Here is a 23,901-nt window from a genome sequence, read left to right on the forward strand (position 1 = left end):
GCAATTTGATATTTATTTCTTTTTTTCAGAATGTTATAATAAGGCTGTTTTGAAAAAATAGAAAATAAAAAGGAGTGTATCATCCATGGCAAAGAAACAGTTCAAGGCAGAATCCAAGCGGCTGCTGGATCTGATGGTGAACTCCATCTACACCCATCACGAGATCTTTCTCCGGGAGATCGTCTCCAACGCCAGCGACGCATGCGACAAGCTGTTCTACAAGGCGCTGACTGACGACAGCGTGGGCCTTGGCCGCAAGGATTTCAAAATTGAGATCAAGGCGGACAAGGACTCCCGCCTCCTCACCGTCTCCGACAACGGGATCGGCATGGACAAGGAGGACCTTGAAAGCAACCTGGGCGTCATCGCCTCCTCCGGGTCCTTCCAGTTTAAGCAGGAGGTTGGGGACGACGCGAAGGACACCGACGTGATCGGTCAGTTCGGCGTTGGATTCTACTCCGCGTTTATGGTCTCCGACCACATCACGGTGGTGACGAAGAAGTACGGCTCCGACACGGCCTGCATGTGGCAGTCCTCCGGTGCGGACGGCTACACCGTCACGGAATGTGAAAAGGAGAGTATCGGCACCGACGTTATCATGCACATCCGTCCCGACACCGACGACGAGAAATTCAGTGAATTTTTGGAGGGTTGGCGCGTTCAGGAGCTGGTGCGCAAATACTCCGACTATATTCGCTTCCCCATCCGCATGGAGGTCAGCAAGTCCCGCAAAAAAGAGGACTCTCCCGAGGACAGCCCGGAATACGAGACTTACAGCGAGGTGGAGACGCTGAACTCCATGATCCCCATCTGGCAGCGGCAGAAGTCCAAGGTGAAAAAAGAGGAGTACGACAAATTTTATCGGGACAAGTTCAGCGATTATGCGGAGCCCCAGCGGGTGATTGCGGTATCCGCCGAGGGTTCGGTAACCTACAAGGCCCTGCTGTTCATTCCCTCCCAACAGCCCTTTAATTACTATTCCAAGGACTTTGAGGCGGGCTTGCAGCTCTATTCCAACGGCGTACTCATCATGGACAAGTGCGCGGACCTCCTGCCGGAGCACTTCCGGTTCGTCCGGGGTGTGGTGGATTCCCCCGACCTGAGTCTGAACATCTCCCGCGAGCTTTTGCAGCATGACCGGCAGTTAAAGGTCATCGCCGCCAATCTGGACAAAAAAATCCGCGCCGACCTTGCCAAGATGGTGAAGGACGAGCCGGAGGAATACGCGAAATTCTGGAAGAATTTCGGCCGTCAGCTGAAATACGGTGTGGTGGCTGAGTTCGGCGCCCACAAGGAAGACCTTCAGGATCTGCTGCTGTTTTATTCCTCCACGGAGAAAAAGCCGGTGTCCCTGGCGGATTACGTCTCCCGCATGAAAGAGGGACAGGAGAGCATCTACTACGCCGCCGGCGAAACGGCGGATGCCATCGACCGTCTGCCTCAGCTGGAGACTTTGAAGGACGTCGGTACGGAAGTTCTTTATTTTACGGAGGATGTGGACGAATTTACCGCCCAGGCCCTCATGACCTATCGGGAGAAAAAGTTCCAGTCCGCCCTGTCCGGCGATGCCGCCCCCGCCGACGAACGTGAGAAGAAGCCGGAGGAAAGCGAAGAAAGCGATCACAAGGCCGTTTTCGATTTCGTCAAGGAGGCTTTGGGCGAACAGGTGAAGGAGGCCAAGGCATCCAAAATTCTGAAATCCCATCCCGTCTGCCTCACCGCCGGACCGGGGCTGAGCTTTGAGATGGAGAAGTATTTTGCCGCCGTTCAGCCGGACCAGAAGCTGAAGGCCGACCGCATTCTGGAGCTGAATACCTCCCACCCCGTCTTCGCCGCGCTGGAAAAGGCCGTGTCGGATGACCCGGAGAAGGCGAAAAAGTACGCCTCCCTTTTGTTTGACCAGGCGCTGCTGATCGCAGGCCTGCCGCTGGACGACCCCTCCGGCTACACCGACCTTGTGTGCGAGCTGCTGGTCTGATTTCAACTAAGAAGCGCCGCGCTGCGTTGCAGCGCGGCGCTTGCGTCCTCATGAAGAAAACGTATGATCAAACTGGTTCTTTCTGCATAAATCGGAGTATCCGGGTTTGAATGCAGCTGCATTCAAAGAGAGGCGGAACATTATGAAAGCTGTATTCTTAGGCGCAGTATCGGAAGAAACGGGACCGGACCTCTGCTGCCGGTTTCTGGCGAATAGGGCCGTGAAATGCATGCGCGTTTCCTCCGCCGGAAATTTTTTACTGCAAAATACCCTGCAAATCGGCAGGGCTTATGAAGTTGATGTGGCGGACGGGCTTGTCACCGCCGTTCGAGCCTGCGAAATTTTGCCGACTCCGCCAGCCTCGCCGTCAGGGGCCATTCCCGGTCTGCGGACGCTGAAAAACCTGTTGGCCACCGCCATGACGCCGATGGGCCGGGCGCTGTATGTCTACGGCGGAGGCTGGAACTGGCAGGACACCGGCGCGGGGCCTCAGGCGGTCTGCGTGGGTTCCGCGCCGGAGTGGCCCGCGTTTTTTCGCGCCCAGAACGGGCACTACTGCTACCGGGACTTCTATCCCACCGGCGGGCGGAATTCTTACTATTGCGCGGGGTTGGACTGCTCCGGGTATCTTGGCTGGACCGTATACAATACGCTCCACGACAAAAGCGGACTCTCGGGATATGTCTGCCCCGCCCAGGGAATGGCCCGTGACTATGCCCGCCGGGGCTGGGGCCGCTGGATGGAAAAAGCAGACTGCCTCCGTCCGGGAGACGTTTGCAGCATCGCGGGACACGTCTGGCTGTGTATGGGGACCTGCGGCGACGGCAGCGTCCTGCTGGCCCACTCCACCCCCTCTGAAAGCCGCGCCGGCTGTCCCGGCGGGGGCGTCCAGCTCAGCGCGCTGTCCCCCGCCGACGCGGACGGCTGCGCCGCGCTGGCTCTTGCGGAGTCGGTCATGAAACGACTCTGTCCCGCGTGGTACCGGCGCTATGCGCCGGTGCAAAAGCCCTATGCCGTCTACACGGATTTCTCCGGCGGCGTGTTCCGCTGGTTGTTGGACGGCAGCGGCGTCCTCTCCGATCCGGATGGTTTTGCGGCACTTTCCGCGGAAGAAATTTTGAAGCGGCTGCTTCGGGGCGCGTAAGGAGGCGCGCGATACACAGCTCATCGGACCGTCTTTATTTTGTGTTCAAATTTCAAGTCCGCCAAAGATGGAAAACGGCTCCGACCCCCGCTCCTGAAGCTTTTGGCTAAGCCAGGAACGGATTTGCGCCATGCCCTCCTCTGTCCAGGGGAAGGTCTCCGTTTCAACGTGCTGTGCCTTTTCAAAGCAGATATTCTCATATACGCTGGCCTGAATCGTCCCCTCGCCCGCCTTGCCGTCCCGCGCCAAGCGGTAGCGAAATGCACCGACGCTCCCGGGAAACACCGGCGCCCGCTTGGGAATCGTCAGCGTGATAAACGCAAAGGGGTCTTTTTCTTCGTTCATATGTATGCTATCCTCCCAATTCATCCAATGGCGGCGGCATCAGACCTCGGCCGCCATGCAGCCAACAACGCAGTTATGGCGCTGCGTCAGACTGAAATTTATATAAGTGCTATCTATCAGCATTATACCAGCTTCTCACCTGATTTTCCATCAGGCGGGAAGCTGCTTTGATTTTAGGCAAAGCAAGGGTATTTACCCAAAAATTAGGCATAGCCGTTCTTTTGCCCATTGTAGAATCATCCCTGAACTTGTTAAGCTGATTATAAAGGCAGCGGAATCGGCTCAGGAGGGGGATGATATACCTGAAGCGACTTAGATTCGCACGGCTCGGATATATTCTGATTTCGGTTTTGTTCTATATCGCGGGGTTTTTTTGTATTCTGTCTCATAGACTTAATCCAGGAGAATCGGCCATCTCAAGCGGAATCATTCTGATCGTTTATGGAATTATTAAAATTATAGGGTATGTGTCAAAAGACATTTATAGTCTTGCTTTTCAATTTGACTTTGCCTGCGGCGCACTGCTGATTGTTCTTGGACTAATCTTGCTTTTTACTTACGTCAGATTCTTCGGATATCTGGCACCTAGCCTTGGCGTTTTGATTCTTCTGGACAGTCTGCTTTCCATTCAGACATCCATTGACGCCCGGAAATTTGGTATCCGTCAATGGAATGTGATTCTGCTGGCTTCGATTGTTGGGGGAACCTTCGGCGTCCTGCAAATTATAGCCGGTTCGCATTTGACAGCAGGACTTGCTTTGCTGGCGGAGGGTTTTTTAAGGCAAAGCGTCGTTTTATTTACCGTTCCGCCGGCACATCATGCATAGTTTTACAAAGCGCCGCGCATTTGCGGCGGCGCCTGAAATTAAAACAAGCAGGGTTATCAAGGCTATAAATAAGCAAACGTTATGGGAGGTATCTATCATGGACGTAGCAACCACAATCAAAAAGTTTGGATTGGAGCAAGCATTTGACTATCTCTACAAGGATCCGGAAAAAAATCTGCGGAAGCTGATGGATTGGGCGGATAAGTTTTCCGGGGGCGAGTTTGCTCCTCAGCGAAAGGCAATCCGGGAAGCAATTACGAATCCGGAGCATCCGTATTATTCCTATGTTCGCAGGCTTGTCACGGAGGTCGACTCCAACGTCATGAAAACGCTGACGGTCAATCTCTTCATCAATGCCAGTCTTGACGGATGGTCCAGGCAGGAGGAATACCGGAAGAAATACGACTGCAATATTCCGTGGACGATCCTTCTCGACCCAACCTCGGCCTGCAATCTGCACTGCACCGGCTGCTGGGCAGCCGAATACGGAAACAAGCTGAATCTGACCTATGATGAGATTGACGACATTATCCGACAGGGCAAAGAGCTTGGCGTCTATATGTACATCTATACCGGCGGCGAGCCGTTGGTTCGCAAAGCCGATCTGATCCGTCTGTGCGAAAAACACAGCGACTGCGTATTTCTGTGCTTCACCAACGCAACGCTCATCGACGAGGACTTTGCCGATGACATGCTCAGAGTGGGAAATTTTGTCCCCGCGATCTCTTTGGAGGGCTTTGAAGAAGCCACTGACGGGCGGCGCGGCAGCGGCGTTTTTAAGAAGGTCACCAAAGCTATGGAGCTTCTTCGGAGTAAGAAGCTCGTCTACGGCATTTCTTCCTGCTATACCAGTTCCAACTATGAATCCATTACCTCAGAGGAATTTTATGACAGTCTGATCGACATGGGCGCCTATTTTATCTGGTACTTCCACTATATGCCGGTGGGCAACGACGCAGTTCCGGAGCTGCTGCCCACGCCGGAGCAGCGGAAAGGCACCTATGAGCGCATTCGTCATTTCAGAGCTTCCAAGCCCCTGTTTGCAATGGACTTCCAGAACGACGCCGAATATGTGGGCGGCTGTATTGCCGGCGGCTACCGGTATCTCCATATCAACGCCAACGGAGACGTCGATCCCTGCGTCTTCATCCACTACTCCGATTCCAACATCCGGGAAAAGAGCCTGCTGGATGCGCTCCGGTCGCCTATGATGATGGCTTATCACCGGAGACAGCCTTTCAACAAAAACATGCTTCGTCCCTGTCCTATGCTGGAAAACCCGCAGCGGCTCAGAGAAATGGTTGCAAGCGCGGGGGCCCATTCCACCGATCTCCAGTCCCCGGAGTCCGCGGAGCATCTGTGCGCAAAATGCGACCGATACGCCGAAAACTGGGCGCCCATTGCCGAGGAGCTTTGGGAAGAAACCCTCGCTGCCAAAGCAACCAAGGCTTAAGGCATTTGACTGAAAAAACCAACAGGAATGCGGCGCAGGTATGCCTGCGCCGCATTCCTGCTCTACTCTCTCAATGGTCGGAAGCCGAAGGACCCGGGTCAATTTCGGCCGCAGGCTCCGAAAATTCCTTTTGCGCTTTCAGGCGTTCTTTTCTGCCGGCTTCCGCAAAGAAATCGCAAATCTTGTCCGCAAAATCAAGAAGGTCATATGTCATTCCCTGGTCCAGCCAGTCCAAAACAGTCCCTGTCAACATGCACTTGTAAAACCAGAGCAAAGCATCCCTGTCTTCGGTGGAAACAGCAGCCTCTTGCGCCGCATATTCCAGATAGGCTTTGACAATATGACGGTTGATTTCATCCAAATAGTGCATAAACGCTTCGCGGTGAACAGAGCGATAGATGTGGAGGATGGCGCTCTTGCGTTTGATGCACCCCTGGATAAGAGGCATAATACAGCTGGCAGGCGAACCAAACTTATAATGCTGCTGGATTATCTCATCCGCCCAGTCTTTAATCGTGTACTCCGTCAGTGATGGAATATCCTCAAAGTGATAATAAAATGTGTTCCGATTCACCTGGCAGCGATCCACAATGTCCTTTACGGTAATTCTGTTATACGGCTTTTCTTCTAAAAGCTGCCAAAAAGCGTCGCTGATATCTTTTTCAGTTCGATTCATAATGCACCTCGTGCAGCTTGATCAGTACAGTATAGCAGAATTGGAGCTGACTGGCAATATCCAGCGCCTTTGCAAATCTGAAACAAGCGGATGCGTATCCATGAAAACCCTGTCCGTCAGGCAGGTATCCGTGTATAGGGTAATACATACGGGAGTTAAAACGAATTAAGGCTCTGATCGCGCATGCTGGCGCAGTATGAATCGAGGCATCTGGGGAAAACTGTCCCATAATTAAACCACTTGAGACCGTCTCTGGTTACGTTAAGAAATTCTTTCAACAAAAAGTTAATTTTTTGACAATCATGGCGGATTCCTCTTGACAAGAGCTATAAGTCCTGATAATTTAGCAATTATAGGAGAAATACGTCGCCGCGAGGCCGATACGCAGTTCTCGAGCTTCTTGTGAGCCACAAAATATCATAGAAATGCTAAAAAAACATGGAGGTAATACTATGGCAAGATTTACTTTACCAAGAGATTTGTACCATGGCAAGGGCACTCTGGCGGCGTTGAAAACCTTTGAAGGAAAGCGCGCAATTATCTGTGTCGGCGGCGGCAGCATGAAGAAATTCGGCTTTCTGGACCGTGCCGTTTCCTATCTGAAGGAGGCCGGCATGGAGGTGGAGCTGTTTGAGGGCATTGAGCCCGATCCGTCGGTGGAAACGGTCATGAAGGGTGCCGAGGTCATGCAGAAATTCCAGCCCGACTGGATTGTTGCCATGGGCGGCGGTTCCCCGATCGACGCGGCAAAGGCTATGTGGATCAAGTATGAATATCCCGATGTTACCTTCGAGGATATGTGTAAGGTGTTCGGTCTGCCCAAGCTCCGCAAAAAAGCCCATTTCTGCGCGATCTCCTCAACCTCCGGCACAGCTACCGAGGTGACGGCTTTCTCCATCATTACCGACTACGCCAAGGGAATAAAATATCCCATCGCGGACTTTGAGATTACCCCGGACGTAGCCATTGTGGACCCCGATCTGGCGGAAACCATGCCCAAAAAGCTGGTGGCCCACACCGGGATGGATGCCATAACCCATGCCATTGAGTCCTATGTCTCTACCGCCCACAGTGATTTCACCGATCCGCTCGCCGTCTTTGCCATCCGAATGGTTCAGAGCGACCTCATTGATTCCTACAATGGCGACATGGCCAAGCGCGACAGCATGCATAATGCGCAATGTCTGGCAGGAATGGCATTCTCCAATGCGCTGCTGGGTATTGTACACTCCATGGCCCACAAAACCGGAGCAGCTTTCGCCGACTATGGCGCCCACATTATCCACGGTGCGGCCAACGCTATGTATCTGCCGAAAGTGATTGCATTCAACGCCAAGGATGAGGCCGCGAAAAAGCGCTATTGTGAGATCGCGGACTATATGAATCTGGGTGGGAAGAGCGACGATGAAAAGGTCTCTCTGCTGATTGCCCATCTGCGCGGCATGAACGACGCACTGAACATCCCCCACTGCATCCGGCACTATGGTCCGGACAGCTATCCTGTGGAAGACGGCTTTGTTCCGGAAAAAGTATTTTTGGAGCGTCTGCCGGAGATCGCAAAGAACGCGATCGGCGACGCCTGCACCGGTTCCAATCCTCGCCAGCCCAGCCAGGAGGAGATGGAGAAGCTTCTAAAGTGCTGCTATTACGATTCAGAAGTTGATTTTTGATAAAAACGCAGGGCCGCCGTTTTATAAGACGGCGGCCCTGTCTGCAAATTTGGGGGAATCACATGGAATTGAGAGATAAAAACGGACTCACCGAGGCGGAATATCTCGCCCAGTACCGGCCAAAAGATTACAATCGCCCCTCTGTTACCGCCGATATTGTCGTCTTCCGCACAGTCAAGACAGGCTGTGAGCTGCTCTTGATTCAACGTGGAGGGCATCCGTATCTTGGAAAATGGGCGCTGCCGGGCGGGTTTTCCAAAGAGTCCGAGCCGGTGAGTGAAACCGCGCGCCGGGAGCTGGAGGAGGAAACCCATCTGACCGGCATTTTTCTGGAGCCGGTGGGGCTTTTCAGTACGCCGGGGCGGGACCCCCGCATGTGGGTCATGTCGGAAGCGTATGTTGCAAAGCTGAGTGAAAAAGCGGAAGTAGCTGCTGGGGATGACGCCGCCGACGCCGCATGGTTTGCAGTCAGCGCCGAAGACGGCAAGCAAACACTCACGCTTGCTTTTTCCGGCGTGAGAGGAAATTTCCGCGCAGTGTTGCAAAAGCACATCGTTCCCGGTATTTTAGGCCTGCGCACGGAATATGCCATTCAGGACAGCGGCGGTCTGGCCTTTGACCATGCCGTGATCATCGCCTCTGCCATGCTTAAGGCCGACCTGATCTGACCGCCTGACTGATTCACATTTGGGCCCCCGGAGAGCATGGCTCTCTGGGGGCCCTTGGTGCTGCATCTGGATATCTCGCTGAATTAAGCGTCTATTTCATCGGCCTTGCCGCACGCGCTGCAGAATTCCAGCTTCGCGGCAATCTGCTCTGCTGCGCGGCTTTTTCGCAGCGACTTTCTTGTTTAAATGATTTTACGAGTTGACATAATTCAGCAAAATGCTGCCCGTATGTGGAGTATTCTTGTCCACGTCAAATTTTTAGAAAGAAGATTCATTACCCGTGGAAAATCTCACAAAAGAGTACTTGGTTTTATTTAATGCAATCATTGATACTCAAAACTTACTTGAAGAATTAAGATCAAAGTTAATCTCAGCACTAAATAAAGCGGAAGAACTGTACATTCGTCAAGGGGAGTACCCACGGACGCAAGACGGGGCAATCGGCTGCTTTTGATATCCCTCAAATTCCGGTCTCTGCGGAAGCTGTCCTGCGATTAATGCTTCCTTTTCCCGCTTTGCAAGCAGCTTGATGTTTCGCTCCAGGCGGGAAGCCGCAGAGCGGTCCTCCGCCGTCCAAATGGCTTCCATTCGCACTGCCCGTCGGGCAGCGGTATACTTCGCCCCACGTCCCCCTTGCCCCTGATGCTCTGCAAGGCGACGTACCGGATCGGTCGTGATACCGGTATAAAGCGACCCATCCCCGCAGCGCAGCATATAAACATAATACATACTCTCGTTATCCTATCCCGTGCTGGCTGCGATACGCCATCTTCTTCTCATACATTTCAGCGTCCGCTTTGACCAACGTCTGATCCACAGCCCATCCGTTTTCTCTGACATAACCGCAGGAGATAGACAGCGAATGTCCCTCCCCAATTTTCTGAGCGGAGACCGCCTGTGTGAATTCCTCTGCCACCGCAGCAAATTCCTGCTCGGTATACTGTTCGGAAAGCACGCAGAACTCATCGCCTCCGATCCGATAACAGTAACAATTGCAGAAATACTTCTCCAATAAATTTGCAACGATCACCAACGCCTGATCGCCTGCTTTATGGCCCAGATTGTCGTTGATCCACTTCAACCCATTCATATCCGCCATCATGATCATCAGACTGCTCCTGCTGCTTATCTGACGGTATCGTTCCATCTGTTCTTCAAATGCCGTCCGATTCTTCAAGCCTGTCAAAATATCGGTATACGCCAGTTTCCTGTATATCTCCCGTTCAATGTGCTCCGCCTTATTCTGGGCCTCCTGCCGCACGGCAGAGTAGCCGAGGATCAGTACAAAGCAGAACAGTCCAATACTGGAATACAGTGTGGCTATGTTGGTAATGGGTATATAAAAACGCACAATATCCATCAGGGCAAAAATGGAAAACACAAGCAACGCCGTAAACAGCATTCGACTTTCACGATTCAGCTTATGCCCTTCCCGCTTTCCCCGTATGTAAACCTTTAAGATGCCCCACATCGTCAAAAGCAGCATTAAGTGAACACTTAGAATGGATATCAAATAGTCGACCAGTCCCAGAAAGCGAAGCACGTGCAGCACAATGCAGTTAATGGAGGACGCTACCAGTATAAATCGTATATACCTGCTTTTCTCAAACTCAGAATAGGTCAAAAGGTAACAGGCATTAAATACTGGCACCAAACTGAACAGTATAAAGACCAGGTTCATGTTCAGCAGAATATCTCCAGAAAACAGCTGTGTTATGTGTGCCTCCAGCAAAATCCATGCAGCAGTCGTCGCTGTGAACAGTCCAAGATAGCGTAATCTTTTTCCTGCCTGCTCATGAAAAAACAAGCTGACCGCCAGCATGATAAGGCCGCACAAGAGAGTGGTAAGTGATGGAATCAAAATTGGGAGTGCACCCTCGACTATATCATACAAAAAACCGGCCTTAGTGCCTATTTCTACGCCCAGCAATTCCCCCGCATAATAGTCATAATAGCCAACCAGTTCAATGGTCAGTTCTCCCCCCACCCAGTTGGAAGGAAGCCGGACATTCTGCCATGCAGATCCAGGAGACATTGGAACAGGCGTCTTCTGCGCCCTTCCATAGCTGGTGAGCAATTTTCCATCCAGGTAAATTCTGACATGCTGATGCGAAGAATGAAACAGCACGGAGTTGCAAAAGGTTGGCTGCTCCTCCAAGACCGTTGTATAAACCACGCAGTCGCCGGCTCGGGCGCTTGGATATGCCGGCAGCGTCACTGTGCCGCGCTCCTCCCCGTTCACGGAAACCCGCCATGGCCCGGTGATCTGATAGGTCGGTTCACTGTCAAGTGCTACATTTTCTGATACCGTGGTCAGGCAGACCCACAGAATCATCAGGATGCACACCAGTACCGCTGGGAGGGCCGCCAGCGTTTGCAGGGAAGGTCTCCTGTGTTTTTTTCCCGGTTTCCACCCATCCATAGCATATCTCCCTTGCTCTGCACATAGCCCGTCTCATGCATTTCCGAAATCACTTTCAGAATGGAACCAGTATGGAACGAGCTGGATTCGAGTATGGCTCTCTTTATTATTGAATGATTATAACATGTTTTTTTCCTAAAACAAACCCACTTTTTAAATCGCCCGCGTCATAAAAATTCCCCTGCCGTGCAGTAAATACTGCCTGGCAGGGGAACTTTCTGCGGTTTTTACTTTACCAGTTCGATAATTGCCGTCTCCGCGGCGTCTCCGCGGCGAATGCCGGTGCGAACAACGCGGGTGTAACCGCCGTTACGCTCAGCATAGGTGGGTGCGATTTCCTTAAAGATCTTCTTGCACACATCCTCGCGAGTGATAAAACTCATAGCCTTACGATAAGCGGCCAAATCGTTTTTCTTTCCCAAGGTAATCATCTTCTCGGCCAGGGGCTTGATCTCCTTTGCGCGGGTAACGGTGGTTTCCATGGCGCCTTTGTCCAGGAAATCGGTGACCTGCTGGCGGAGCATCGCCATACGCTGGTCCGTTGTCTTACCGAGTTTACGGGTTCCGGGCATTTCGGTATTCCTCCTTATCGGGAATTTTCTGCCGCGGCGGTCTCCCGCCGGGTCTTAAGTCAATTGTTCTCTTCGTCTGCCAAAGACAGGCCCATCATGGACAGCTTATTGATAACTTCCTCCAGAGACTTCCGTCCCAGATTACGAACCTTCATCATCTCGTCCTCGGTCTTGGAGATCAAGTCCTCGACCGTGTTGATGTTGGCACGCTTAAGGCAGTTAAAGCTGCGCACGCTGAGATCCAGCTCTTCAATGGTCATCTCCAAAACCTTGTCCCGCTGCGTCTCTCCCTTTTCCACCACCGTAGGCTTGCTGCCCACGTTCTCAGAGAGATCGGTAAACAACGTGAAGTGATCGCAAAGGATCTTGGCCCCCAGGGACACGGCGTCCCGGGCAGAAATAGTACCATCGGTCCAGACTTCCAGAGTCAGCTTGTCGAAGTCGCTGGACGTACCCACGCGGGTGGGCTCCACAGTGTAGTTGACTTTGTACACCGGGGTATAGATCGAATCAATGGGGATCACGCCGATTACCTGCTGGGGCATCCCCTGCTTGTTCTTGTCGGCAGACACATAGCCCCGGCCGTGGGACAGAGTGATTTCCATATTCAACGTCGCGCCGCTGTCCAGCGTGGCAATGTGAAGCTCGGGATTGAGAATCTCCACCTCACCGTCAGCCTTGATATCGCCGGCAGTAACCTCGCAAGGGCCAACTGCCTCAACATAGACCGTCTTCCCGCTCTCGCCGTGGAGCTTGGTCAAGAGACTCTTGATATTCAGGACAATCTCCGTCACATCTTCCTTGACGCCGGTAATGGTTGAAAACTCGTGCTGGACGCCGGCGATCTTGATGGAGGTCGCAGCGGTGCCGGGCAAAGAGGAAAGCATAATGCGGCGAAGCGCATTGCCCAGCGTGGTACCATAGCCCCGCTCCAGAGGTTCCACCACGTACTTGCCGTAGGTGATATCGCCGGGAGCCTCGATACACTCGATTTGGGGCTTTTCGATTTCGATCATGCAGTTACCCTCCTTCATCTTCTCATTGCGGCCAGACTTAACAGCAGACCGCGTTCGGTTCCTGTCATCTTCGAGGGTGTCCTCCGATTACTTGGAGTACAGCTCGACGATGAGGTGTTCCTCAATGGGAAGATCGATATCCTCGCGAGTAGGCATCCGGGTAACGGTGCCCTTGAGGGTGTTCTTCTCACGCTCCAACCACGCGGGCAGCAGGAACATCACCGCATTCTCACCCACCAGACGCTTGAACGCAACGGAGGAACGGCTGGATTCCGCAACCTCGATCACGTCCCCGGCCTTGACCAGATAAGAGGGGATGTTGACTTTCTGACCATTGACGGTGAAGTGCGCATGATTCACCAGCTGACGGGCCTCACGACGGGTCATGGCAAAGCCCATACGGTATACCACGTTATCCAAACGGCGCTCCACGGTAATCAGCAGGTTGTCACCGGTCTTGCCGGGGGTCGCCACAGCCGCCTCATAGTAGCTGTGGAACTGCTTTTCCAGGATTCCGTAAATAAACTTGACCTTCTGCTTCTCGGTCATCTGAGTCGCATACTCACTCTTTTTCTTTCTCATCTGGCTTCCGGGATTACGCTTGGTGTCCTTTTTGGCGTAACCCATCACAGCAGGAGAAATACCCAGAGTCTTGCAGCGCTTGGCAATGGGCTGCATATTCTTAGCCATAAAGCTTTACCTCCTTCAAATCAGACACGGCGACGCTTCGGGGGACGGCAGCCGTTATGAGGAATGGGGGTGACGTCCTTAATCATCGTCACTTCCAGACCCACGGCCTGCAGTGCCCGGATAGCGGCCTCACGGCCCTGACCGGGTCCCTTCACGAAAACCTCGACGGTCTTCAGTCCGTGCTCCATGGCGGCGCGGGCGGCAGTCTCAGCCGCTGTCTGCGCTGCAAAGGGCGTGGACTTCTTGCTTCCACGGAAGCCGAGGCCGCCGGAGGAAGCCCAGGAGAGCGCATTGCCCTGCGTATCGGTGACAGTCACCATGGTGTTGTTGAAAGAAGAACGGATATGGACCTGTCCACGCTCGATGTTCTTCTTTTCGCGGCGGCGGCGGACGACTTTCTTTCCGCCGGCTGCATTCGCTGTTTTAGCTGCTGCCATTTTCGTTCTCCCTCCTTACTTCTTCTTATTTGCAATGGTCTTCTTGGGACCCTTGCGAGTACGTGCGTTGGTCTTGCTGCGCTGTCCGCGGACAGGCAGGCCTCTGCGGTGACGGATGCCGCGATAGCAGCCGATCTCCGTCAGGCGCTTAATGTCCAGCGCGGTCTGGCGACGCAGGTCGCCTTCCACGGAATAACTCTCGATGGCGTCGCGGAGCTTCTGCTCATCGGCGTCCGTCAGGTCTTTCACGCGGATGTCGGGGTTGATGCCCGTCTGCGCCAGGATATCCTTGGCGCTCTTTCTGCCGATTCCGTAGATATAAGTCAGTCCGATTTCGATCCGCTTATCCTTCGGCAGGTCAATGCCGGCGATACGTGCCATACTCTTAAAGCACCTCCATATTTAATTAGCCCTGTCTCTGCTTGTGCTTGGGGTTCTCGCAAATGACCATGACACGGCCTTTGCGGCGAATGACCTTACACTTTTCGCACATGGGCTTCACGGACGGTCTTACCTTCATTGTCTAACCATTCCTTTCAGCTTTTGTTCCCAGCCGCCCAAAGCGGCGCAGGCAGTGTTGTTACTTGGTACGCCAGGTGATCCGGCCCCGGGTCAGGTCATAGGGGGACATTTCCACCGTGACCTTGTCGCCAGGCAGGATCCTGATGAAATTCATTCTGAGTTTCCCGGAGATGTGCGCCAGGATCATGTGTCCATTGCCAATGTCCACCTTAAACGTGGTGTTGGGCATAGATTCGACCACGACGCCCTCTACTTCAATCATATCGGATTTTGCCAAGCCTTATCCCTCCTGGTCCGGATGAACCTCCTCGCGGTACTCCGCGAGGACTCTGCGAAGCTCACTGTTTGTGACTTTTTCTTCGCCCCTAATTTTTGCGGAAAGCCGGGTGTCGTCATCGGCAACAAAGAGCACATGTCTGCGCTTTTTGCGCTTGGGCAGCTCCACCTTCCGTGATTTTCCGTCTGCCAGCAGCAGGTACTCTCCCTCCACGCTCATCACGCAGAACAGCTTTCCCTGGTCTCTGCCGGCATTCGATCGTACGATATTTGATTTTGCGATCTCCATACGCGCACTCTCAAATCGCGGGAGCCGTCAAAATTTCCGGCTCACCGTCGGTAATCAGGATCGTGTTTTCATAGTGCGCGGCGTTTTTCCCGTCCGCTGTGCGGACCGTCCAGCCGTCGCTCATCTGATATATGGAAGCAGCCCCGGCGTTTACCATAGGCTCGACCGCAATTGTCATTCCCCGCAGCAACCTGGGACCCCGCCCGGGGTGGCCGTAATTGGGGATCTCCGGAGATTCGTGCATATCCGCGCCGACGCCATGGCCGACGTATTCCCGCACGATGGAGAATCCATGGGATTCTGCATAAGCCTGGACCGCCGCAGAGATATCTCCGATGCGGTTGCCCTCCTTTGCCTGCTTGAAGCCCTCGAAAAAGCTCTGTCTGGTCACATCGATCAGATCCTGAGCCTCCGCAGATATCTTGCCGCAGGCGAAAGTCGCCGCGCAGTCGCCGTGAAACCCACCGATGTACGCACCCACATCCACGCTGACGATATCGCCCTCCTGCAGCACCCGTTTACCGGGGATGCCGTGAATGATCTCGTCATTGACGCTGATGCAGACGGACGCCGGATATCCCTGATAATGCAGGAAGGACGGCACCGCGTGTTCTTTACGGATAAATCGCTCCACTTCGTCGTTGATCTCCTGGGTTGTTACGCCGGGCTTTACCAATTCCCCTGCCAAAGCACGGGCAGCCGCGGTAAGTTTTCCTGCTCGGCGCATCAAGTTGATCTCCTCTGTGGATTTGAGAATAATCATGATACTCTCATCTCCCTAACGTGTGGAGGATCGCCTGAGAGGTAGCAGCCACGGTGGGCTGATTCTCTACAGACTTCAGAACGCCTCTGGACTTATAAAAGTCTTTCAGCGGCTCTGTCTCTTTGTGATAGACCTCCAGGCGCTGTTCCACCACCTCGGGGTCATCATCGTGCCGGCGGTTCAATTTACCGCCGCACTTGTCGCAAACGCCCTCTTTTTGAGGAGGGACCGCAACCACATGATAGCTGGCTCCGCAGTGTTCGCACACCCGGCGGCCCGCCATGCGCTCCTCGATCTCTTGATCGGAGATCTCAATAGAGACCACATCGTCAAACTTGATTCCAGCCTTCTCCAAAGCCTCCGCCTGAGCGATGGTGCGAGGCACCCCGTCCAGAATGTAGCCATTGGTACAGTCCGGCTCCGCCAGCCGATCCGTGATGACGCCGATAATGACGTCGTCAGGGACCAGCTTACCCGCGTCCATGAAGGACTTTGCCTTCAGACCGGTGGAGGTGCCGTTTTTGATGGCCGCACGGAGAATGTTGCCGGTTGAAATTGTGGGAATGGAAAACTCTTTGCACAGGATCTCGGCCTGTGTGCCTTTACCGGCGCCGGGAGCGCCCAATAGGATCAGTTTCATTCCAATTTGCCTCTTTCTTATTCCAGGAAGCCCTTATACTGGCGCATCAGCATCTGGGATTCCAGCGCCTGCACTGTCTCCAGCGCGACGCCCACAATAATGATCACCGAGGTACCGCCAATGCCCAAATGCCTGCTGCCGATAACCATGCCCGCAATCAGAGGGCACATGGCCACGATGCCCAGATAAATGGCACCGAACAGCGTCACCTTGCTCAGGACCTTTTTGATGAAGTCCACAGTGGGCTTGCCCGGACGGAAACCGGGAATAAATCCGCCCTGCTTTTTCAGGTTATTGGCAATCTCTACAGGATTGAACTGAATGGTGGAATAGAAATAGCTGAAGCCGATGATCAGAATGAAGTACACAACCATATAGAGGACGGACTTGGTGTCCAGGAACTGAGACAGCGCATAGCTGAAGGTTCCTTCCTTACCCACGCCGGTAAACGCCATAACGGTGGCCGGCAGGGAGGCGATGGACTGTGCGAAGATGATGGGCAGCACACCGGACATATTCACCTTCATGGGAAGGGTAGAGTTCTGACCGCCGTACATCTTCCGACCCACCTGCCGCTTGGCATACTGGACGGGAATGCGGCGCTCAGCACCGTTGATGAAGACGATGAACACGATCAAAGCCAGAATGCCGATCACGATCAAAGCCAGACTCCAGGGGGCAAGGGACTCCGCCAGTGCATTCTGCGCCTGAGCAACCGTATATCCGGCGGAAGTCAGAGACTCCTCCGTGAGGCTCCCGCTCCGAATTCCGGACCAGGTGCTCACACCTTTGGCAAACGAAGACACCATGCTGGGAACACGGGACAGGATGCCCGCGAACAGAATAATGGAGATACCGTTGCCGATACCGAATTCCGTGACCTGCTCGCCCATCCACATAACAAAGGAGGAGCCCGCGATGAAGGACACCATAATGACCAGTGCAGCCCAAATACCGGTGTTAGTCAGGATGCCGTAGCGCTTCATGAGCGCATAGTAGCCAAACGCCTGCAAAATCGCAATGGCCACCGTGGCATACCGGGTAATGGACTGGATCTTCTTCCGGCCTTCTTCGCCGCCGTCCTTGGCCAGCCGCTCCAACGCGGGAATGGCCACAGTCAGCAGCTGAATAATAATGGAACTGTTGATATAGGGCTGAATGCTCAACGCGAAGACCGTGGCCTGCGCGAACGCGCCGCCGCTCATCACGTTATATAGCCCCAGGATTGTGGTGGACTGGCTGTTCAGATAGTTGGACAGCGTCGCCACATCCACGTAAGGGACGGTGATGGCGTTACCGATGCGGAAAATGAGCAAAATCAGCAACGTGAAAATGATCTTCTTCCGCAGCTCGGGGATGCCCCACGCTTTGCGAATCGTTTGGATCACGTCACTTCACCTCGGCCTTTCCGCCGGCTGCCTCGATTGCCTCCTTGGCAGACGCGGAGAAGGCAGAGGCCTGCACCGTCACCTTCTTGGTGACTTTGCCGTTGCCCAGCACCTTGAAACCATAGGTGCACTTGGAAAGGATGCCCTTGCTGAGCAGTGCTTCCGCCGAGACGGTATCGCCGTCATCGAAGGCGTTCAGCGCACTGAGATTAACAATCTCCAAAGGCTTTGCAAAGATATTGTTAAAGCCGCGCTTGGGGATGCGGCGGGCCAGAGGCATCTGGCCGCCTTCGAATCCGACGCGGACCTTGCCGCCGCTACGGGCTTTCTGGCCCTTGTGGCCGCGGCCGCCGGTCTTGCCGTTGCCGCTGCCGGCACCCCGGCCCTTGCGGTAAGTCTCCTGAACGGAGCCTTCGGCGGGAGACAGTTCATTGAGTTTCATGTTTCCGTGCCTCCTTATTTCACTTCAGTGACCTGCAGCAGATAGCCGATCTTGGCGATCTTGCCGCGGGTCTGATCGTTGTCGGGCTGCACGGTGATGTCACCGATCTTGCGCAGACCCAAGGAATTGGCGGTCAAAATCTGCTTCTCCAGACGGCCGCTTAGGCTCTTGACGAGCTTAATATTTAAGTTTGCCATTTTAAGCCCCTCCTTAACCCACAATCTCGCTGACGCTCTTGCCGCGGATACGAGCTACTTCTTCGGGTCCGCGCATGGACTTCAGACCCTCGAAAGTGGCGGCAACCACATTATTGGCATTGTTAGAGCGCAGGCACTTGGTACGGATGTCCTTGATTCCGGCCGCCTCGACGACGGCACGGACAGCGCCGCCGGCAATCACGCCGGTACCGGGAGCAGCGGGCTTCATCAGCACGCGGCCCGCGCCGGCTTCGCCGATCACCTCGTGAGGGATCGTGGAACCGGACAGAGTCACAGTAATCATGTTTTTCTTCGCGGACTCCAGGCCCTTACGAATGGCCTCGGGAACTTCGGCGGCCTTACCCAGGCCATAGCCGACTTTGCCCTTCTGATCGCCCACGACGACCAAAGCAGAGAACTTCATCACACGGCCGCCCTTAACGGTTTTGGAAACTCGGTTGAGGGCAACAACCTTCTCGGCATACTCGCTGGGCTCTCTTTCAAATCTAGGCATGTTGTTTACCTCCTCCGATCAAAACTTCAGGCCGCCCTCGCGGGCGCCGTCGGCCAGTGCCTGAACACGGCCGTGGTACAGATAACCGCCGCGGTCAAAGACCACGTTTTCAATTTCCTTCGCCTTGGCGCGCTCAGCAAGGAGCTTACCCACGGCGGAGGCGGCAGCGATATTGCCGCCGTAACCGGCGATCTCTTTATCCAGGGAAGAAGCGGCGACCAAGGTCTCGCCCTTCACATCGTCGATAATCTGGGCATAGATATTGGCCTCGCTACGGAACACGTTCAGACGGGGAGCAGCGGCAGTGCCGGAGATCTTGGAACGCACTCTCTTGTGGCGCTTCATGCGCTGGGCATTGGTATTCGGCTTTTTAATCATTTCGGCACACCTCCTTACTTCTTGGCACCGGTCTTACCGACCTTGCGGCGGATGACCTCGTCAGCATACTTGATACCCTTGCCCTTATAGGGCTCGGGAGGACGCTTCTCGCGGACCTCTGCAGCAAACTGACCCACAGCCTGCTTGTCGCAGCCACGAATAATGATTTTATTGGGAGCGGGAACATCAATTGTGATGCCCTCGATCTCGGAAACGATCACCTGATGGGAAAAACCAAGGTTCATGACCAGGTTTTTGCCCTCCTTGACGACACGGTAACCCACGCCGTTGACCTCAAGCTCCTTGGCGAACTCATGGGTCACGCCCTCCACCATATTGTGGAGCAGGGTGCGGGTCAGACCATGCAGAGACTTGTGCAGCTTATCCTCGGAGGGACGGTCCACGGTGATCGTGTTGCCGTCCTGCTTAATGATCATTTCGGGACGCAGAGCCCGGGTAAGCATACCCTTGGGACCCTTGACGGTGACCACATTACCTTCGGCCACGTTGACGTTAACGTCGGCGGGAACGGTAATGGGCATTCTGCCGATTCTAGACATGATTCAATACCCTCCTTACCATACGAACGCCAGGACTTCGCCGCCGACATGGGCTTCGCGGGCCTTCTTGTCGGTCATGACGCCCCTAGACGTGGAAATGATCGCGATACCCAAGCCGCGGAGCACGCGGGGCAGCTCTTCGGCGCCCACATAGACGCGCAGTCCGGGCTTGCTGACACGGCGAAGACCAGTTATGACCTTCTCCTTGCCGGCGTTGTACTTCAGGGTGATGTGAAGCACACCCTGAAGGCCGTCTTCCACCATCTGGAAGTTCTTAATGTAACCCTCATCCAGCAGAATCTGAGCAATGCTCTTTTTCATGTTGGAGGCGGGGACATCAACGGTGTCGTGCTTTGCACTGTTGGCGTTGCGGATGCGGGTCAGCATATCCGCAACCGGATCTGTGATATGCATGGATAAATCCTCCTATTTTAGAGTTACGGTCCTTGACCGTTCAAGCAGCGAGGTATCACTATGAATGGAGCATTCCGCTATGGCGTGGTGCCCAATTCACAGTGACCTTTCGCCATCCTTTAACTAGGGCGCTTCCGCCCGAAGTTACAAAGTCTTGCCGGGGCAGTCTTAGAAAGACGCCTTCCGAACGCCGGGAATCTCGCCCTTATAAGCCAGCTCACGGAAGCAGATACGGCAGACGCCGTAGTCCCGGAGATATGCATGGGGGCGACCGCAGATCTTGCAGCGGTTGTACTTCCGGGAAGAGAACTTCGCGGGAGCCTGCTGCTTCAAAATCATGGACTTCTTAGCCATTCTTCTCTTCCTTTCTTACTTGGCGAAGGGAGCGCCGACCTGCTCCAGCAGGGCGCGGGCTTCCTCGTCGGTCCGTGCGGTAGTGCAGATGACCACATCCATACCGCGGATCTTGTCGATCTTGTCATACTCGATCTCAGGGAAGATCAGCTGTTCCTTGACACCCAAGGCATAGTTGCCGCGCCCGTCAAAGGAGTTGGGGTTGATGCCCTGAAAATCACGGACACGGGGTAAAGCCACGTTAAACAGGCGGTCCAGGAACTCCCACATCTTTGCGCCGCGGAGGGTTACCTTTGCACCGATGGGCATTTCCTCACGGAGCTTGAAGTTTGCGATGGACTTGCGGGCCTTGGTGATAATGGGCTTCTGGCCGGTAATCTTGGCCATGTCGCCCACCACGTTTTCCAGAACCTTGGAATTCTCACGAGCCTCGCCGCAACCCACATTCACAACAACCTTGTCGATTTTGGGGATCTGCATGACGCTCTTGTAGCTAAACTGCTTCATGAGCGCGGGAGCGACTTCGGCGGTGTACTTTTCCTTCAGTCTTGCCATACTCGTCTACTCCCCTTTCTCACAGCGCGGCGCCGCAGTGCTTGCACACGCGGACGCTCTTGCCGTTTTCGATCTTGTGGGCAACGCGAGTGCCCTTGTTGCACTTGGGGCACACCACCTGCACCTTGCTGGAGGCGATTGCCGCCTCACGCTTGACGATGCCGCCGGTCTCGCCCTGCTTGCGAGGCTTGACGTGGCAGGTCACCATGTTAATGCCTTCCACAACGACCTTGCTGGTCTTGGGCACACTGCCCATGACCTTACCCTGCTTGCCCCGGTCCTTGCCGGAGAGAACGACCACGGTGTCGCCCTTTTTGACATTCATAGACATATCAGGCGTCCTCCTCAAATCACTTCGGGAGCCAGGGACAGGATCTTCATATAATCCTTGTCGCGCAGCTCGCGTGCAACCGGCCCAAAGATACGGGTTCCTCTGGGATTCTGGTCGTCCTTGATGAGGACGGCGGCGTTGTCGTCGAAGCGGACATAGGTACCGTCGTTACGGCGGACGCCCTTGGCGCTGCGGACGATGACGGCCTTGACCACTTCACCCTTCTTCACGGTACCACCGGGCTGGGCCTTGCGGACAGACGCCACAATGACGTCGCCGATATTGCCGAACTTACGGGTGGAGCCGCCTAGAACACGGATGCACTTGATCTCCTTGGCGCCGGTATTATCGGCAACCTTCAAATAACTTTCCTGTTGGATCATAACTCGGCACCTCCTTACTTCGCTTTTTCAATAATTTCGACCACGCGCCAACGCTTGTCCTTGCTGAGGGGGCGGGTCTCCATTACCTTCACTTTATCGCCAATGCCGCAGGCGTTTTCCTCGTCGTGGGCCTTCAGCTTGTAGGTGCGGCCGACAATCTTCTTATACAGAGGATGGGCCACGCGGTCCTCAATCGCCACAACCACGGTCTTGTCCATCTTATCGGACACGACCTTGCCGATTCTGGTCTTCCGGGAGGAAGTTCTCACCATTTCACTCATGTTCACTTACCTCCTTACTGTTTCTCGGAAGCCTGAAGCTCCCGCAACACGGTCTTGACTCGGGCAATGTCATGCTTGGTCTCCTGGATCTTCAGGGGATTGTCAAGCTGATTGGTGGCGTGCTGCATACGCAGGAAAAATAGATCCTTTTTCAATCCGGTCAGCTTCTCGTTGAGCTGCGCGGCATTCATCTTGCGAACTTCACTTGCCTTCATCTTACTCACCTGCTTCCTGAGCCTCCGAAGCAGCCTCGCGGACGGCCAGCTTCGTCTTGATGGGCAGCTTGTGGCTGGCCAGACGCAGGGCCTCACGGGCGGTCTCTTCGGGAACACCGGCGATCTCAAACATGATACGGCCGGGCTTCACAACTGCAACCCAAAACTCGGGGGAACCTTTACCGGAACCCATACGGGTATCGGCGGGCTTCTTGGTTACGGGCTTGTCGGGGAAGATCTTGATCCAGACTTGACCGCCGCGCTTGGTATAGCGAGTCATGGCGATACGGGCTGCTTCGATCTGGTTGCTGGTGATCCAGCCGGGCTCCAGAGCCTCGAGGCCGAACTCACCGTATGTGACCGTGTTTCCGCGGCTGGCCTTACCGGTCATGCGGCCACGATGCACACGGCGATACTTAACTCTCTTGGGCAGAAGCATTATTCAGCTCCTCCTTCCTTCTTGGGTTCAGCGGGAGCCGCGGGGGCAGCCGCCGGACGAGGGGTGGTATTGGTACGGTTGAAGCCGCCCTGCGGCGCACGGTTGAAGCCGCCCTGGCCTGCGGGGCCGCGATTGAAGCCGCCGCTCTGGCCTGCGGGACCGCGGTTGAATCCGCCGCTCTGGCCCGCGGGGCCGCGATTGAAGCCGCCGCTCTGGCCTGCGGGGCCGCGGTTGAATCCACCGCCGCTCTGGCCTGCGGGGCCGCGATTGAAGCCGCCGCTCTGGCCGCCGCCCTGACCGCCGCGGTTAAAACCGCCGGGACGACGGTCGCCGCCATGGAAGTCGCCATCCCGACGGGGACGACGCTCACGACGCTCCTGATAGGGCTTCGTGGTATCCATCGTGCGGGGAGTGGTACGCAGGGTCTGCGCAAGGACCTCTCCCTTATACACCCAAACCTTCACGCCGATGCGGCCAAAGGTGGTGGCAGCCTCCGCAAAACCATAGTCAATGTCGGCGCGGATGGTCTGCAGGGGGATGGTACCCTCGTGATAATGCTCAACGCCGGCAATTTCGCGGCCGCCCAGACGCCCGGAGCAGCAGCACTTGATGCCCTTGGCGCCGGCGCGCATAGCGCGGGCCATGGCATTCTTCATGGCACGGCGGTGGGAGATACGCTTCTCCAACTGCTGGGCAATGTTCTCGGCCACCAGCTGTGCGTCCATGTCGGGAGTACGGACCTCGACGATGTTCAGCTTTACTTTCTTGCCGATCATCTTCTCAACGGTCAGACGATACTGCTCGATCTGCTCGCCGCCTTTGCCGATGACCACACCCGGACGGGCGCAGTGCAGGAAAATGGTGACCACATCACTGCTGCGCTCGATCTCGATCTTGGGAATCCCTGCGCCGTACAGGATCTTCTTCAAATACTTGCGGATCTTCTGATCCTCGACGATCAGATCGCCGACCTTCTCATCACTGGCATACCAACGGGAATCCCAGTCTTTGATGACGCCCACGCGCATGCCGTGGGGATTAACCTTCTGTCCCATAAAACTG

At 54.8% G+C, this 23,901-nt stretch carries 35 protein-coding genes; 6 read left to right on the top strand and 29 right to left on the bottom strand.

Translation table 11 applies throughout. The features are described 5' to 3' along the window. The first annotated feature begins 85 nt into the window (after window positions 1-85). Window positions 86-1,978 carry a molecular chaperone HtpG gene (gene htpG / locus ABWQ15_RS02425; RefSeq protein WP_353907231.1) on the top strand — a complete coding sequence of 631 codons (1,893 nt, stop codon included), beginning with the start codon at window positions 86-88 and terminating at the stop codon, window positions 1,976-1,978. A 142-nt stretch (window positions 1,979-2,120) separates the two neighbouring features. Then, window positions 2,121-3,122, top strand: coding sequence for a hypothetical protein (locus ABWQ15_RS02430; RefSeq protein WP_353907232.1), 1,002 nt, complete (start codon window positions 2,121-2,123; stop codon window positions 3,120-3,122). A gap of 45 nt (window positions 3,123-3,167) precedes the next feature. Here the strand turns inward: ABWQ15_RS02430 and ABWQ15_RS02435 are convergent, their stop codons facing one another. Then, a complete protein-coding gene (locus tag ABWQ15_RS02435; RefSeq protein ID WP_353907233.1) occupies window positions 3,168-3,467 on the bottom strand; it encodes a hypothetical protein in 300 nt (99 codons plus the stop codon). 293 nt (window positions 3,468-3,760) lie between these two features. Here ABWQ15_RS02435 and ABWQ15_RS02440 point away from each other — a divergent pair, with 293 nt between their 5' ends. Then, window positions 3,761-4,294 carry a DUF308 domain-containing protein gene (locus tag ABWQ15_RS02440; RefSeq protein ID WP_353907234.1) on the top strand — a complete coding sequence of 178 codons (534 nt, stop codon included), beginning with the start codon at window positions 3,761-3,763 and terminating at the stop codon, window positions 4,292-4,294. Between the two features lie 97 nt (window positions 4,295-4,391). Next, window positions 4,392-5,747: a radical SAM/SPASM domain-containing protein gene (locus ABWQ15_RS02445; protein ID WP_353907235.1), complete on the top strand. Its 1,356-nt coding sequence runs from the start codon at window positions 4,392-4,394 to the stop codon at window positions 5,745-5,747. Between the two features lie 70 nt (window positions 5,748-5,817). Here ABWQ15_RS02445 and ABWQ15_RS02450 read toward each other — a convergent pair whose 3' ends face one another. After that, a complete protein-coding gene (locus tag ABWQ15_RS02450; RefSeq protein ID WP_353907236.1) occupies window positions 5,818-6,423 on the bottom strand; it encodes a TetR/AcrR family transcriptional regulator in 606 nt (201 codons plus the stop codon). 452 nt (window positions 6,424-6,875) lie between these two features. Between ABWQ15_RS02450 and ABWQ15_RS02455 the strand changes: the two genes are divergently transcribed. Next, entirely contained in the window at window positions 6,876-8,093 is a 1,218-nt protein-coding gene (locus ABWQ15_RS02455; protein WP_353907237.1) for an iron-containing alcohol dehydrogenase, read from the top strand. A 62-nt stretch (window positions 8,094-8,155) separates the two neighbouring features. Next, window positions 8,156-8,761 carry an NUDIX domain-containing protein gene (locus ABWQ15_RS02460; protein WP_353907238.1) on the top strand — a complete coding sequence of 202 codons (606 nt, stop codon included), beginning with the start codon at window positions 8,156-8,158 and terminating at the stop codon, window positions 8,759-8,761. Between the two features lie 405 nt (window positions 8,762-9,166). Here ABWQ15_RS02460 and ABWQ15_RS02465 read toward each other — a convergent pair whose 3' ends face one another. From ABWQ15_RS02465 to rpsC, 27 genes are all read right to left on the bottom strand, one after another. Continuing rightward, on the bottom strand, window positions 9,167-9,490 hold the full coding sequence (locus ABWQ15_RS02465) for a GIY-YIG nuclease family protein (RefSeq protein ID WP_353907239.1): 324 nt from the start codon (window positions 9,488-9,490) through the stop codon (window positions 9,167-9,169). Window positions 9,491-9,497: 7 nt separating this feature from the next. Beyond that, the gene (locus ABWQ15_RS02470; RefSeq protein WP_353907240.1) at window positions 9,498-11,183 is read right to left on the bottom strand and encodes a GGDEF domain-containing protein; all 1,686 of its coding nucleotides are present in this window, start codon (window positions 11,181-11,183) and stop codon (window positions 9,498-9,500) included. A gap of 227 nt (window positions 11,184-11,410) precedes the next feature. Continuing rightward, entirely contained in the window at window positions 11,411-11,755 is a 345-nt protein-coding gene (rplQ, locus tag ABWQ15_RS02475; RefSeq protein WP_353907241.1) for a 50S ribosomal protein L17, read from the bottom strand. A gap of 59 nt (window positions 11,756-11,814) precedes the next feature. After that, window positions 11,815-12,771, bottom strand: a complete 957-nt coding sequence (locus ABWQ15_RS02480; RefSeq protein WP_353907242.1) for a DNA-directed RNA polymerase subunit alpha — start codon at window positions 12,769-12,771, stop codon at window positions 11,815-11,817. A gap of 87 nt (window positions 12,772-12,858) precedes the next feature. After that, window positions 12,859-13,461, bottom strand: coding sequence for a 30S ribosomal protein S4 (rpsD, locus tag ABWQ15_RS02485; RefSeq protein WP_353907243.1), 603 nt, complete (start codon window positions 13,459-13,461; stop codon window positions 12,859-12,861). A 20-nt stretch (window positions 13,462-13,481) separates the two neighbouring features. Next, entirely contained in the window at window positions 13,482-13,898 is a 417-nt protein-coding gene (rpsK, locus tag ABWQ15_RS02490; protein ID WP_353907244.1) for a 30S ribosomal protein S11, read from the bottom strand. 15 nt (window positions 13,899-13,913) lie between these two features. After that, on the bottom strand, window positions 13,914-14,279 hold the full coding sequence (rpsM, locus tag ABWQ15_RS02495) for a 30S ribosomal protein S13 (RefSeq protein ID WP_353907245.1): 366 nt from the start codon (window positions 14,277-14,279) through the stop codon (window positions 13,914-13,916). Window positions 14,280-14,304: 25 nt separating this feature from the next. Continuing rightward, window positions 14,305-14,418 (bottom strand): 50S ribosomal protein L36, encoded by a 114-nt coding sequence (rpmJ, locus tag ABWQ15_RS02500; protein ID WP_014116882.1) that lies wholly within the window; start codon window positions 14,416-14,418, stop codon window positions 14,305-14,307. 60 nt (window positions 14,419-14,478) lie between these two features. Then, window positions 14,479-14,697, bottom strand: a complete 219-nt coding sequence (gene infA, locus ABWQ15_RS02505) for a translation initiation factor IF-1 (RefSeq protein ID WP_353907246.1) — start codon at window positions 14,695-14,697, stop codon at window positions 14,479-14,481. Window positions 14,698-14,700: 3 nt separating this feature from the next. After that, window positions 14,701-14,985 (bottom strand): KOW domain-containing RNA-binding protein, encoded by a 285-nt coding sequence (locus ABWQ15_RS02510; protein ID WP_353907247.1) that lies wholly within the window; start codon window positions 14,983-14,985, stop codon window positions 14,701-14,703. A gap of 10 nt (window positions 14,986-14,995) precedes the next feature. Continuing rightward, window positions 14,996-15,748, bottom strand: a complete 753-nt coding sequence (map, locus tag ABWQ15_RS02515) for a type I methionyl aminopeptidase (protein WP_353907248.1) — start codon at window positions 15,746-15,748, stop codon at window positions 14,996-14,998. A gap of 7 nt (window positions 15,749-15,755) precedes the next feature. Further along, the gene (locus ABWQ15_RS02520; protein WP_353907249.1) at window positions 15,756-16,388 is read right to left on the bottom strand and encodes an adenylate kinase; all 633 of its coding nucleotides are present in this window, start codon (window positions 16,386-16,388) and stop codon (window positions 15,756-15,758) included. A 17-nt stretch (window positions 16,389-16,405) separates the two neighbouring features. Continuing rightward, window positions 16,406-17,776, bottom strand: coding sequence for a preprotein translocase subunit SecY (secY, locus tag ABWQ15_RS02525; protein WP_353907250.1), 1,371 nt, complete (start codon window positions 17,774-17,776; stop codon window positions 16,406-16,408). Between the two features lies 1 nt (window position 17,777). After that, window positions 17,778-18,218, bottom strand: coding sequence for a 50S ribosomal protein L15 (gene rplO / locus ABWQ15_RS02530; RefSeq protein WP_353907251.1), 441 nt, complete (start codon window positions 18,216-18,218; stop codon window positions 17,778-17,780). Window positions 18,219-18,232: 14 nt separating this feature from the next. Further along, window positions 18,233-18,415: a 50S ribosomal protein L30 gene (rpmD, locus tag ABWQ15_RS02535; RefSeq protein WP_353907252.1), complete on the bottom strand. Its 183-nt coding sequence runs from the start codon at window positions 18,413-18,415 to the stop codon at window positions 18,233-18,235. A gap of 13 nt (window positions 18,416-18,428) precedes the next feature. Continuing rightward, entirely contained in the window at window positions 18,429-18,929 is a 501-nt protein-coding gene (rpsE, locus tag ABWQ15_RS02540) for a 30S ribosomal protein S5 (RefSeq protein WP_353907253.1), read from the bottom strand. Between the two features lie 18 nt (window positions 18,930-18,947). Then, window positions 18,948-19,307, bottom strand: a complete 360-nt coding sequence (gene rplR, locus ABWQ15_RS02545; RefSeq protein ID WP_353907254.1) for a 50S ribosomal protein L18 — start codon at window positions 19,305-19,307, stop codon at window positions 18,948-18,950. Window positions 19,308-19,321: 14 nt separating this feature from the next. Further along, window positions 19,322-19,867 carry a 50S ribosomal protein L6 gene (gene rplF, locus ABWQ15_RS02550; protein ID WP_353907255.1) on the bottom strand — a complete coding sequence of 182 codons (546 nt, stop codon included), beginning with the start codon at window positions 19,865-19,867 and terminating at the stop codon, window positions 19,322-19,324. A 15-nt stretch (window positions 19,868-19,882) separates the two neighbouring features. Further along, window positions 19,883-20,281, bottom strand: coding sequence for a 30S ribosomal protein S8 (gene rpsH, locus ABWQ15_RS02555; RefSeq protein ID WP_353907256.1), 399 nt, complete (start codon window positions 20,279-20,281; stop codon window positions 19,883-19,885). Window positions 20,282-20,449: 168 nt separating this feature from the next. Beyond that, complete coding sequence (locus ABWQ15_RS02560; protein ID WP_014116870.1) at window positions 20,450-20,635, bottom strand: type Z 30S ribosomal protein S14; 186 nt, start codon at window positions 20,633-20,635, stop codon at window positions 20,450-20,452. A gap of 15 nt (window positions 20,636-20,650) precedes the next feature. Then, window positions 20,651-21,190, bottom strand: a complete 540-nt coding sequence (gene rplE, locus ABWQ15_RS02565) for a 50S ribosomal protein L5 (protein ID WP_353907257.1) — start codon at window positions 21,188-21,190, stop codon at window positions 20,651-20,653. A 19-nt stretch (window positions 21,191-21,209) separates the two neighbouring features. Then, the gene (gene rplX / locus ABWQ15_RS02570) at window positions 21,210-21,521 is read right to left on the bottom strand and encodes a 50S ribosomal protein L24 (protein WP_353907258.1); all 312 of its coding nucleotides are present in this window, start codon (window positions 21,519-21,521) and stop codon (window positions 21,210-21,212) included. 14 nt (window positions 21,522-21,535) lie between these two features. Continuing rightward, window positions 21,536-21,904, bottom strand: coding sequence for a 50S ribosomal protein L14 (rplN, locus tag ABWQ15_RS02575; RefSeq protein ID WP_040663505.1), 369 nt, complete (start codon window positions 21,902-21,904; stop codon window positions 21,536-21,538). Window positions 21,905-21,918: 14 nt separating this feature from the next. Next, window positions 21,919-22,176, bottom strand: a complete 258-nt coding sequence (rpsQ, locus tag ABWQ15_RS02580; protein WP_041615533.1) for a 30S ribosomal protein S17 — start codon at window positions 22,174-22,176, stop codon at window positions 21,919-21,921. A gap of 23 nt (window positions 22,177-22,199) precedes the next feature. Next, window positions 22,200-22,400, bottom strand: a complete 201-nt coding sequence (rpmC, locus tag ABWQ15_RS02585; RefSeq protein ID WP_353907259.1) for a 50S ribosomal protein L29 — start codon at window positions 22,398-22,400, stop codon at window positions 22,200-22,202. Window position 22,401: 1 nt separating this feature from the next. After that, window positions 22,402-22,839, bottom strand: coding sequence for a 50S ribosomal protein L16 (gene rplP / locus ABWQ15_RS02590; RefSeq protein WP_353907260.1), 438 nt, complete (start codon window positions 22,837-22,839; stop codon window positions 22,402-22,404). Continuing rightward, complete coding sequence (rpsC, locus tag ABWQ15_RS02595) at window positions 22,839-23,894, bottom strand: 30S ribosomal protein S3 (RefSeq protein ID WP_353907261.1); 1,056 nt, start codon at window positions 23,892-23,894, stop codon at window positions 22,839-22,841. Before rpsC ends, rplP begins: the two co-directional genes overlap by 1 nt. Window positions 23,895-23,901 lie beyond the last annotated feature (7 nt).

Origin of the sequence: Oscillibacter sp. (assembly GCF_040505565.1) — a bacterium.
Classification (GTDB): Bacteria; Bacillota; Clostridia; order Oscillospirales; family Oscillospiraceae; genus Oscillibacter.

Excerpts from the sequence above, each read along its gene's own strand:
- htpG (WP_353907231.1), top strand. The coding sequence starts at position 86 with ATGGCAAAGAAACAGTTCAAGGCAGAATCCAAGCGGCTGCTGGATCTG.
- ABWQ15_RS02430 (WP_353907232.1), top strand. The coding sequence starts at position 2,121 with ATGAAAGCTGTATTCTTAGGCGCAGTATCGGAAGAAACGGGACCGGAC.
- ABWQ15_RS02435 (WP_353907233.1), bottom strand. The coding sequence starts at position 3,467 with ATGAACGAAGAAAAAGACCCCTTTGCGTTTATCACGCTGACGATTCCC.
- ABWQ15_RS02440 (WP_353907234.1), top strand. The coding sequence starts at position 3,761 with ATGATATACCTGAAGCGACTTAGATTCGCACGGCTCGGATATATTCTG.
- ABWQ15_RS02445 (WP_353907235.1), top strand. The coding sequence starts at position 4,392 with ATGGACGTAGCAACCACAATCAAAAAGTTTGGATTGGAGCAAGCATTT.
- ABWQ15_RS02450 (WP_353907236.1), bottom strand. The coding sequence starts at position 6,423 with ATGAATCGAACTGAAAAAGATATCAGCGACGCTTTTTGGCAGCTTTTA.
- ABWQ15_RS02455 (WP_353907237.1), top strand. The coding sequence starts at position 6,876 with ATGGCAAGATTTACTTTACCAAGAGATTTGTACCATGGCAAGGGCACT.
- ABWQ15_RS02460 (WP_353907238.1), top strand. The coding sequence starts at position 8,156 with ATGGAATTGAGAGATAAAAACGGACTCACCGAGGCGGAATATCTCGCC.
- ABWQ15_RS02465 (WP_353907239.1), bottom strand. The coding sequence starts at position 9,490 with ATGTATTATGTTTATATGCTGCGCTGCGGGGATGGGTCGCTTTATACC.
- ABWQ15_RS02470 (WP_353907240.1), bottom strand. The coding sequence starts at position 11,183 with ATGGATGGGTGGAAACCGGGAAAAAAACACAGGAGACCTTCCCTGCAA.
- rplQ (WP_353907241.1), bottom strand. The coding sequence starts at position 11,755 with ATGCCCGGAACCCGTAAACTCGGTAAGACAACGGACCAGCGTATGGCG.
- ABWQ15_RS02480 (WP_353907242.1), bottom strand. The coding sequence starts at position 12,771 with ATGATCGAAATCGAAAAGCCCCAAATCGAGTGTATCGAGGCTCCCGGC.
- rpsD (WP_353907243.1), bottom strand. The coding sequence starts at position 13,461 with ATGGCTAAGAATATGCAGCCCATTGCCAAGCGCTGCAAGACTCTGGGT.
- rpsK (WP_353907244.1), bottom strand. The coding sequence starts at position 13,898 with ATGGCAGCAGCTAAAACAGCGAATGCAGCCGGCGGAAAGAAAGTCGTC.
- rpsM (WP_353907245.1), bottom strand. The coding sequence starts at position 14,279 with ATGGCACGTATCGCCGGCATTGACCTGCCGAAGGATAAGCGGATCGAA.
- rpmJ (WP_014116882.1), bottom strand. The coding sequence starts at position 14,418 with ATGAAGGTAAGACCGTCCGTGAAGCCCATGTGCGAAAAGTGTAAGGTC.
- ABWQ15_RS02510 (WP_353907247.1), bottom strand. The coding sequence starts at position 14,985 with ATGGAGATCGCAAAATCAAATATCGTACGATCGAATGCCGGCAGAGAC.
- map (WP_353907248.1), bottom strand. The coding sequence starts at position 15,748 with ATGATTATTCTCAAATCCACAGAGGAGATCAACTTGATGCGCCGAGCA.
- ABWQ15_RS02520 (WP_353907249.1), bottom strand. The coding sequence starts at position 16,388 with ATGAAACTGATCCTATTGGGCGCTCCCGGCGCCGGTAAAGGCACACAG.
- rplO (WP_353907251.1), bottom strand. The coding sequence starts at position 18,218 with ATGAAACTCAATGAACTGTCTCCCGCCGAAGGCTCCGTTCAGGAGACT.
- rpmD (WP_353907252.1), bottom strand. The coding sequence starts at position 18,415 with ATGGCAAACTTAAATATTAAGCTCGTCAAGAGCCTAAGCGGCCGTCTG.
- rpsE (WP_353907253.1), bottom strand. The coding sequence starts at position 18,929 with ATGCCTAGATTTGAAAGAGAGCCCAGCGAGTATGCCGAGAAGGTTGTT.
- rplR (WP_353907254.1), bottom strand. The coding sequence starts at position 19,307 with ATGATTAAAAAGCCGAATACCAATGCCCAGCGCATGAAGCGCCACAAG.
- rplF (WP_353907255.1), bottom strand. The coding sequence starts at position 19,867 with ATGTCTAGAATCGGCAGAATGCCCATTACCGTTCCCGCCGACGTTAAC.
- rpsH (WP_353907256.1), bottom strand. The coding sequence starts at position 20,281 with ATGCATATCACAGATCCGGTTGCGGATATGCTGACCCGCATCCGCAAC.
- ABWQ15_RS02560 (WP_014116870.1), bottom strand. The coding sequence starts at position 20,635 with ATGGCTAAGAAGTCCATGATTTTGAAGCAGCAGGCTCCCGCGAAGTTC.
- rplE (WP_353907257.1), bottom strand. The coding sequence starts at position 21,190 with ATGGCAAGACTGAAGGAAAAGTACACCGCCGAAGTCGCTCCCGCGCTC.
- rplX (WP_353907258.1), bottom strand. The coding sequence starts at position 21,521 with ATGTCTATGAATGTCAAAAAGGGCGACACCGTGGTCGTTCTCTCCGGC.
- rplN (WP_040663505.1), bottom strand. The coding sequence starts at position 21,904 with ATGATCCAACAGGAAAGTTATTTGAAGGTTGCCGATAATACCGGCGCC.
- rpsQ (WP_041615533.1), bottom strand. The coding sequence starts at position 22,176 with ATGGTGAGAACTTCCTCCCGGAAGACCAGAATCGGCAAGGTCGTGTCC.
- rpmC (WP_353907259.1), bottom strand. The coding sequence starts at position 22,400 with ATGAAGGCAAGTGAAGTTCGCAAGATGAATGCCGCGCAGCTCAACGAG.
- rplP (WP_353907260.1), bottom strand. The coding sequence starts at position 22,839 with ATGCTTCTGCCCAAGAGAGTTAAGTATCGCCGTGTGCATCGTGGCCGC.
- rpsC (WP_353907261.1), bottom strand. The coding sequence starts at position 23,894 with ATGGGACAGAAGGTTAATCCCCACGGCATGCGCGTGGGCGTCATCAAA.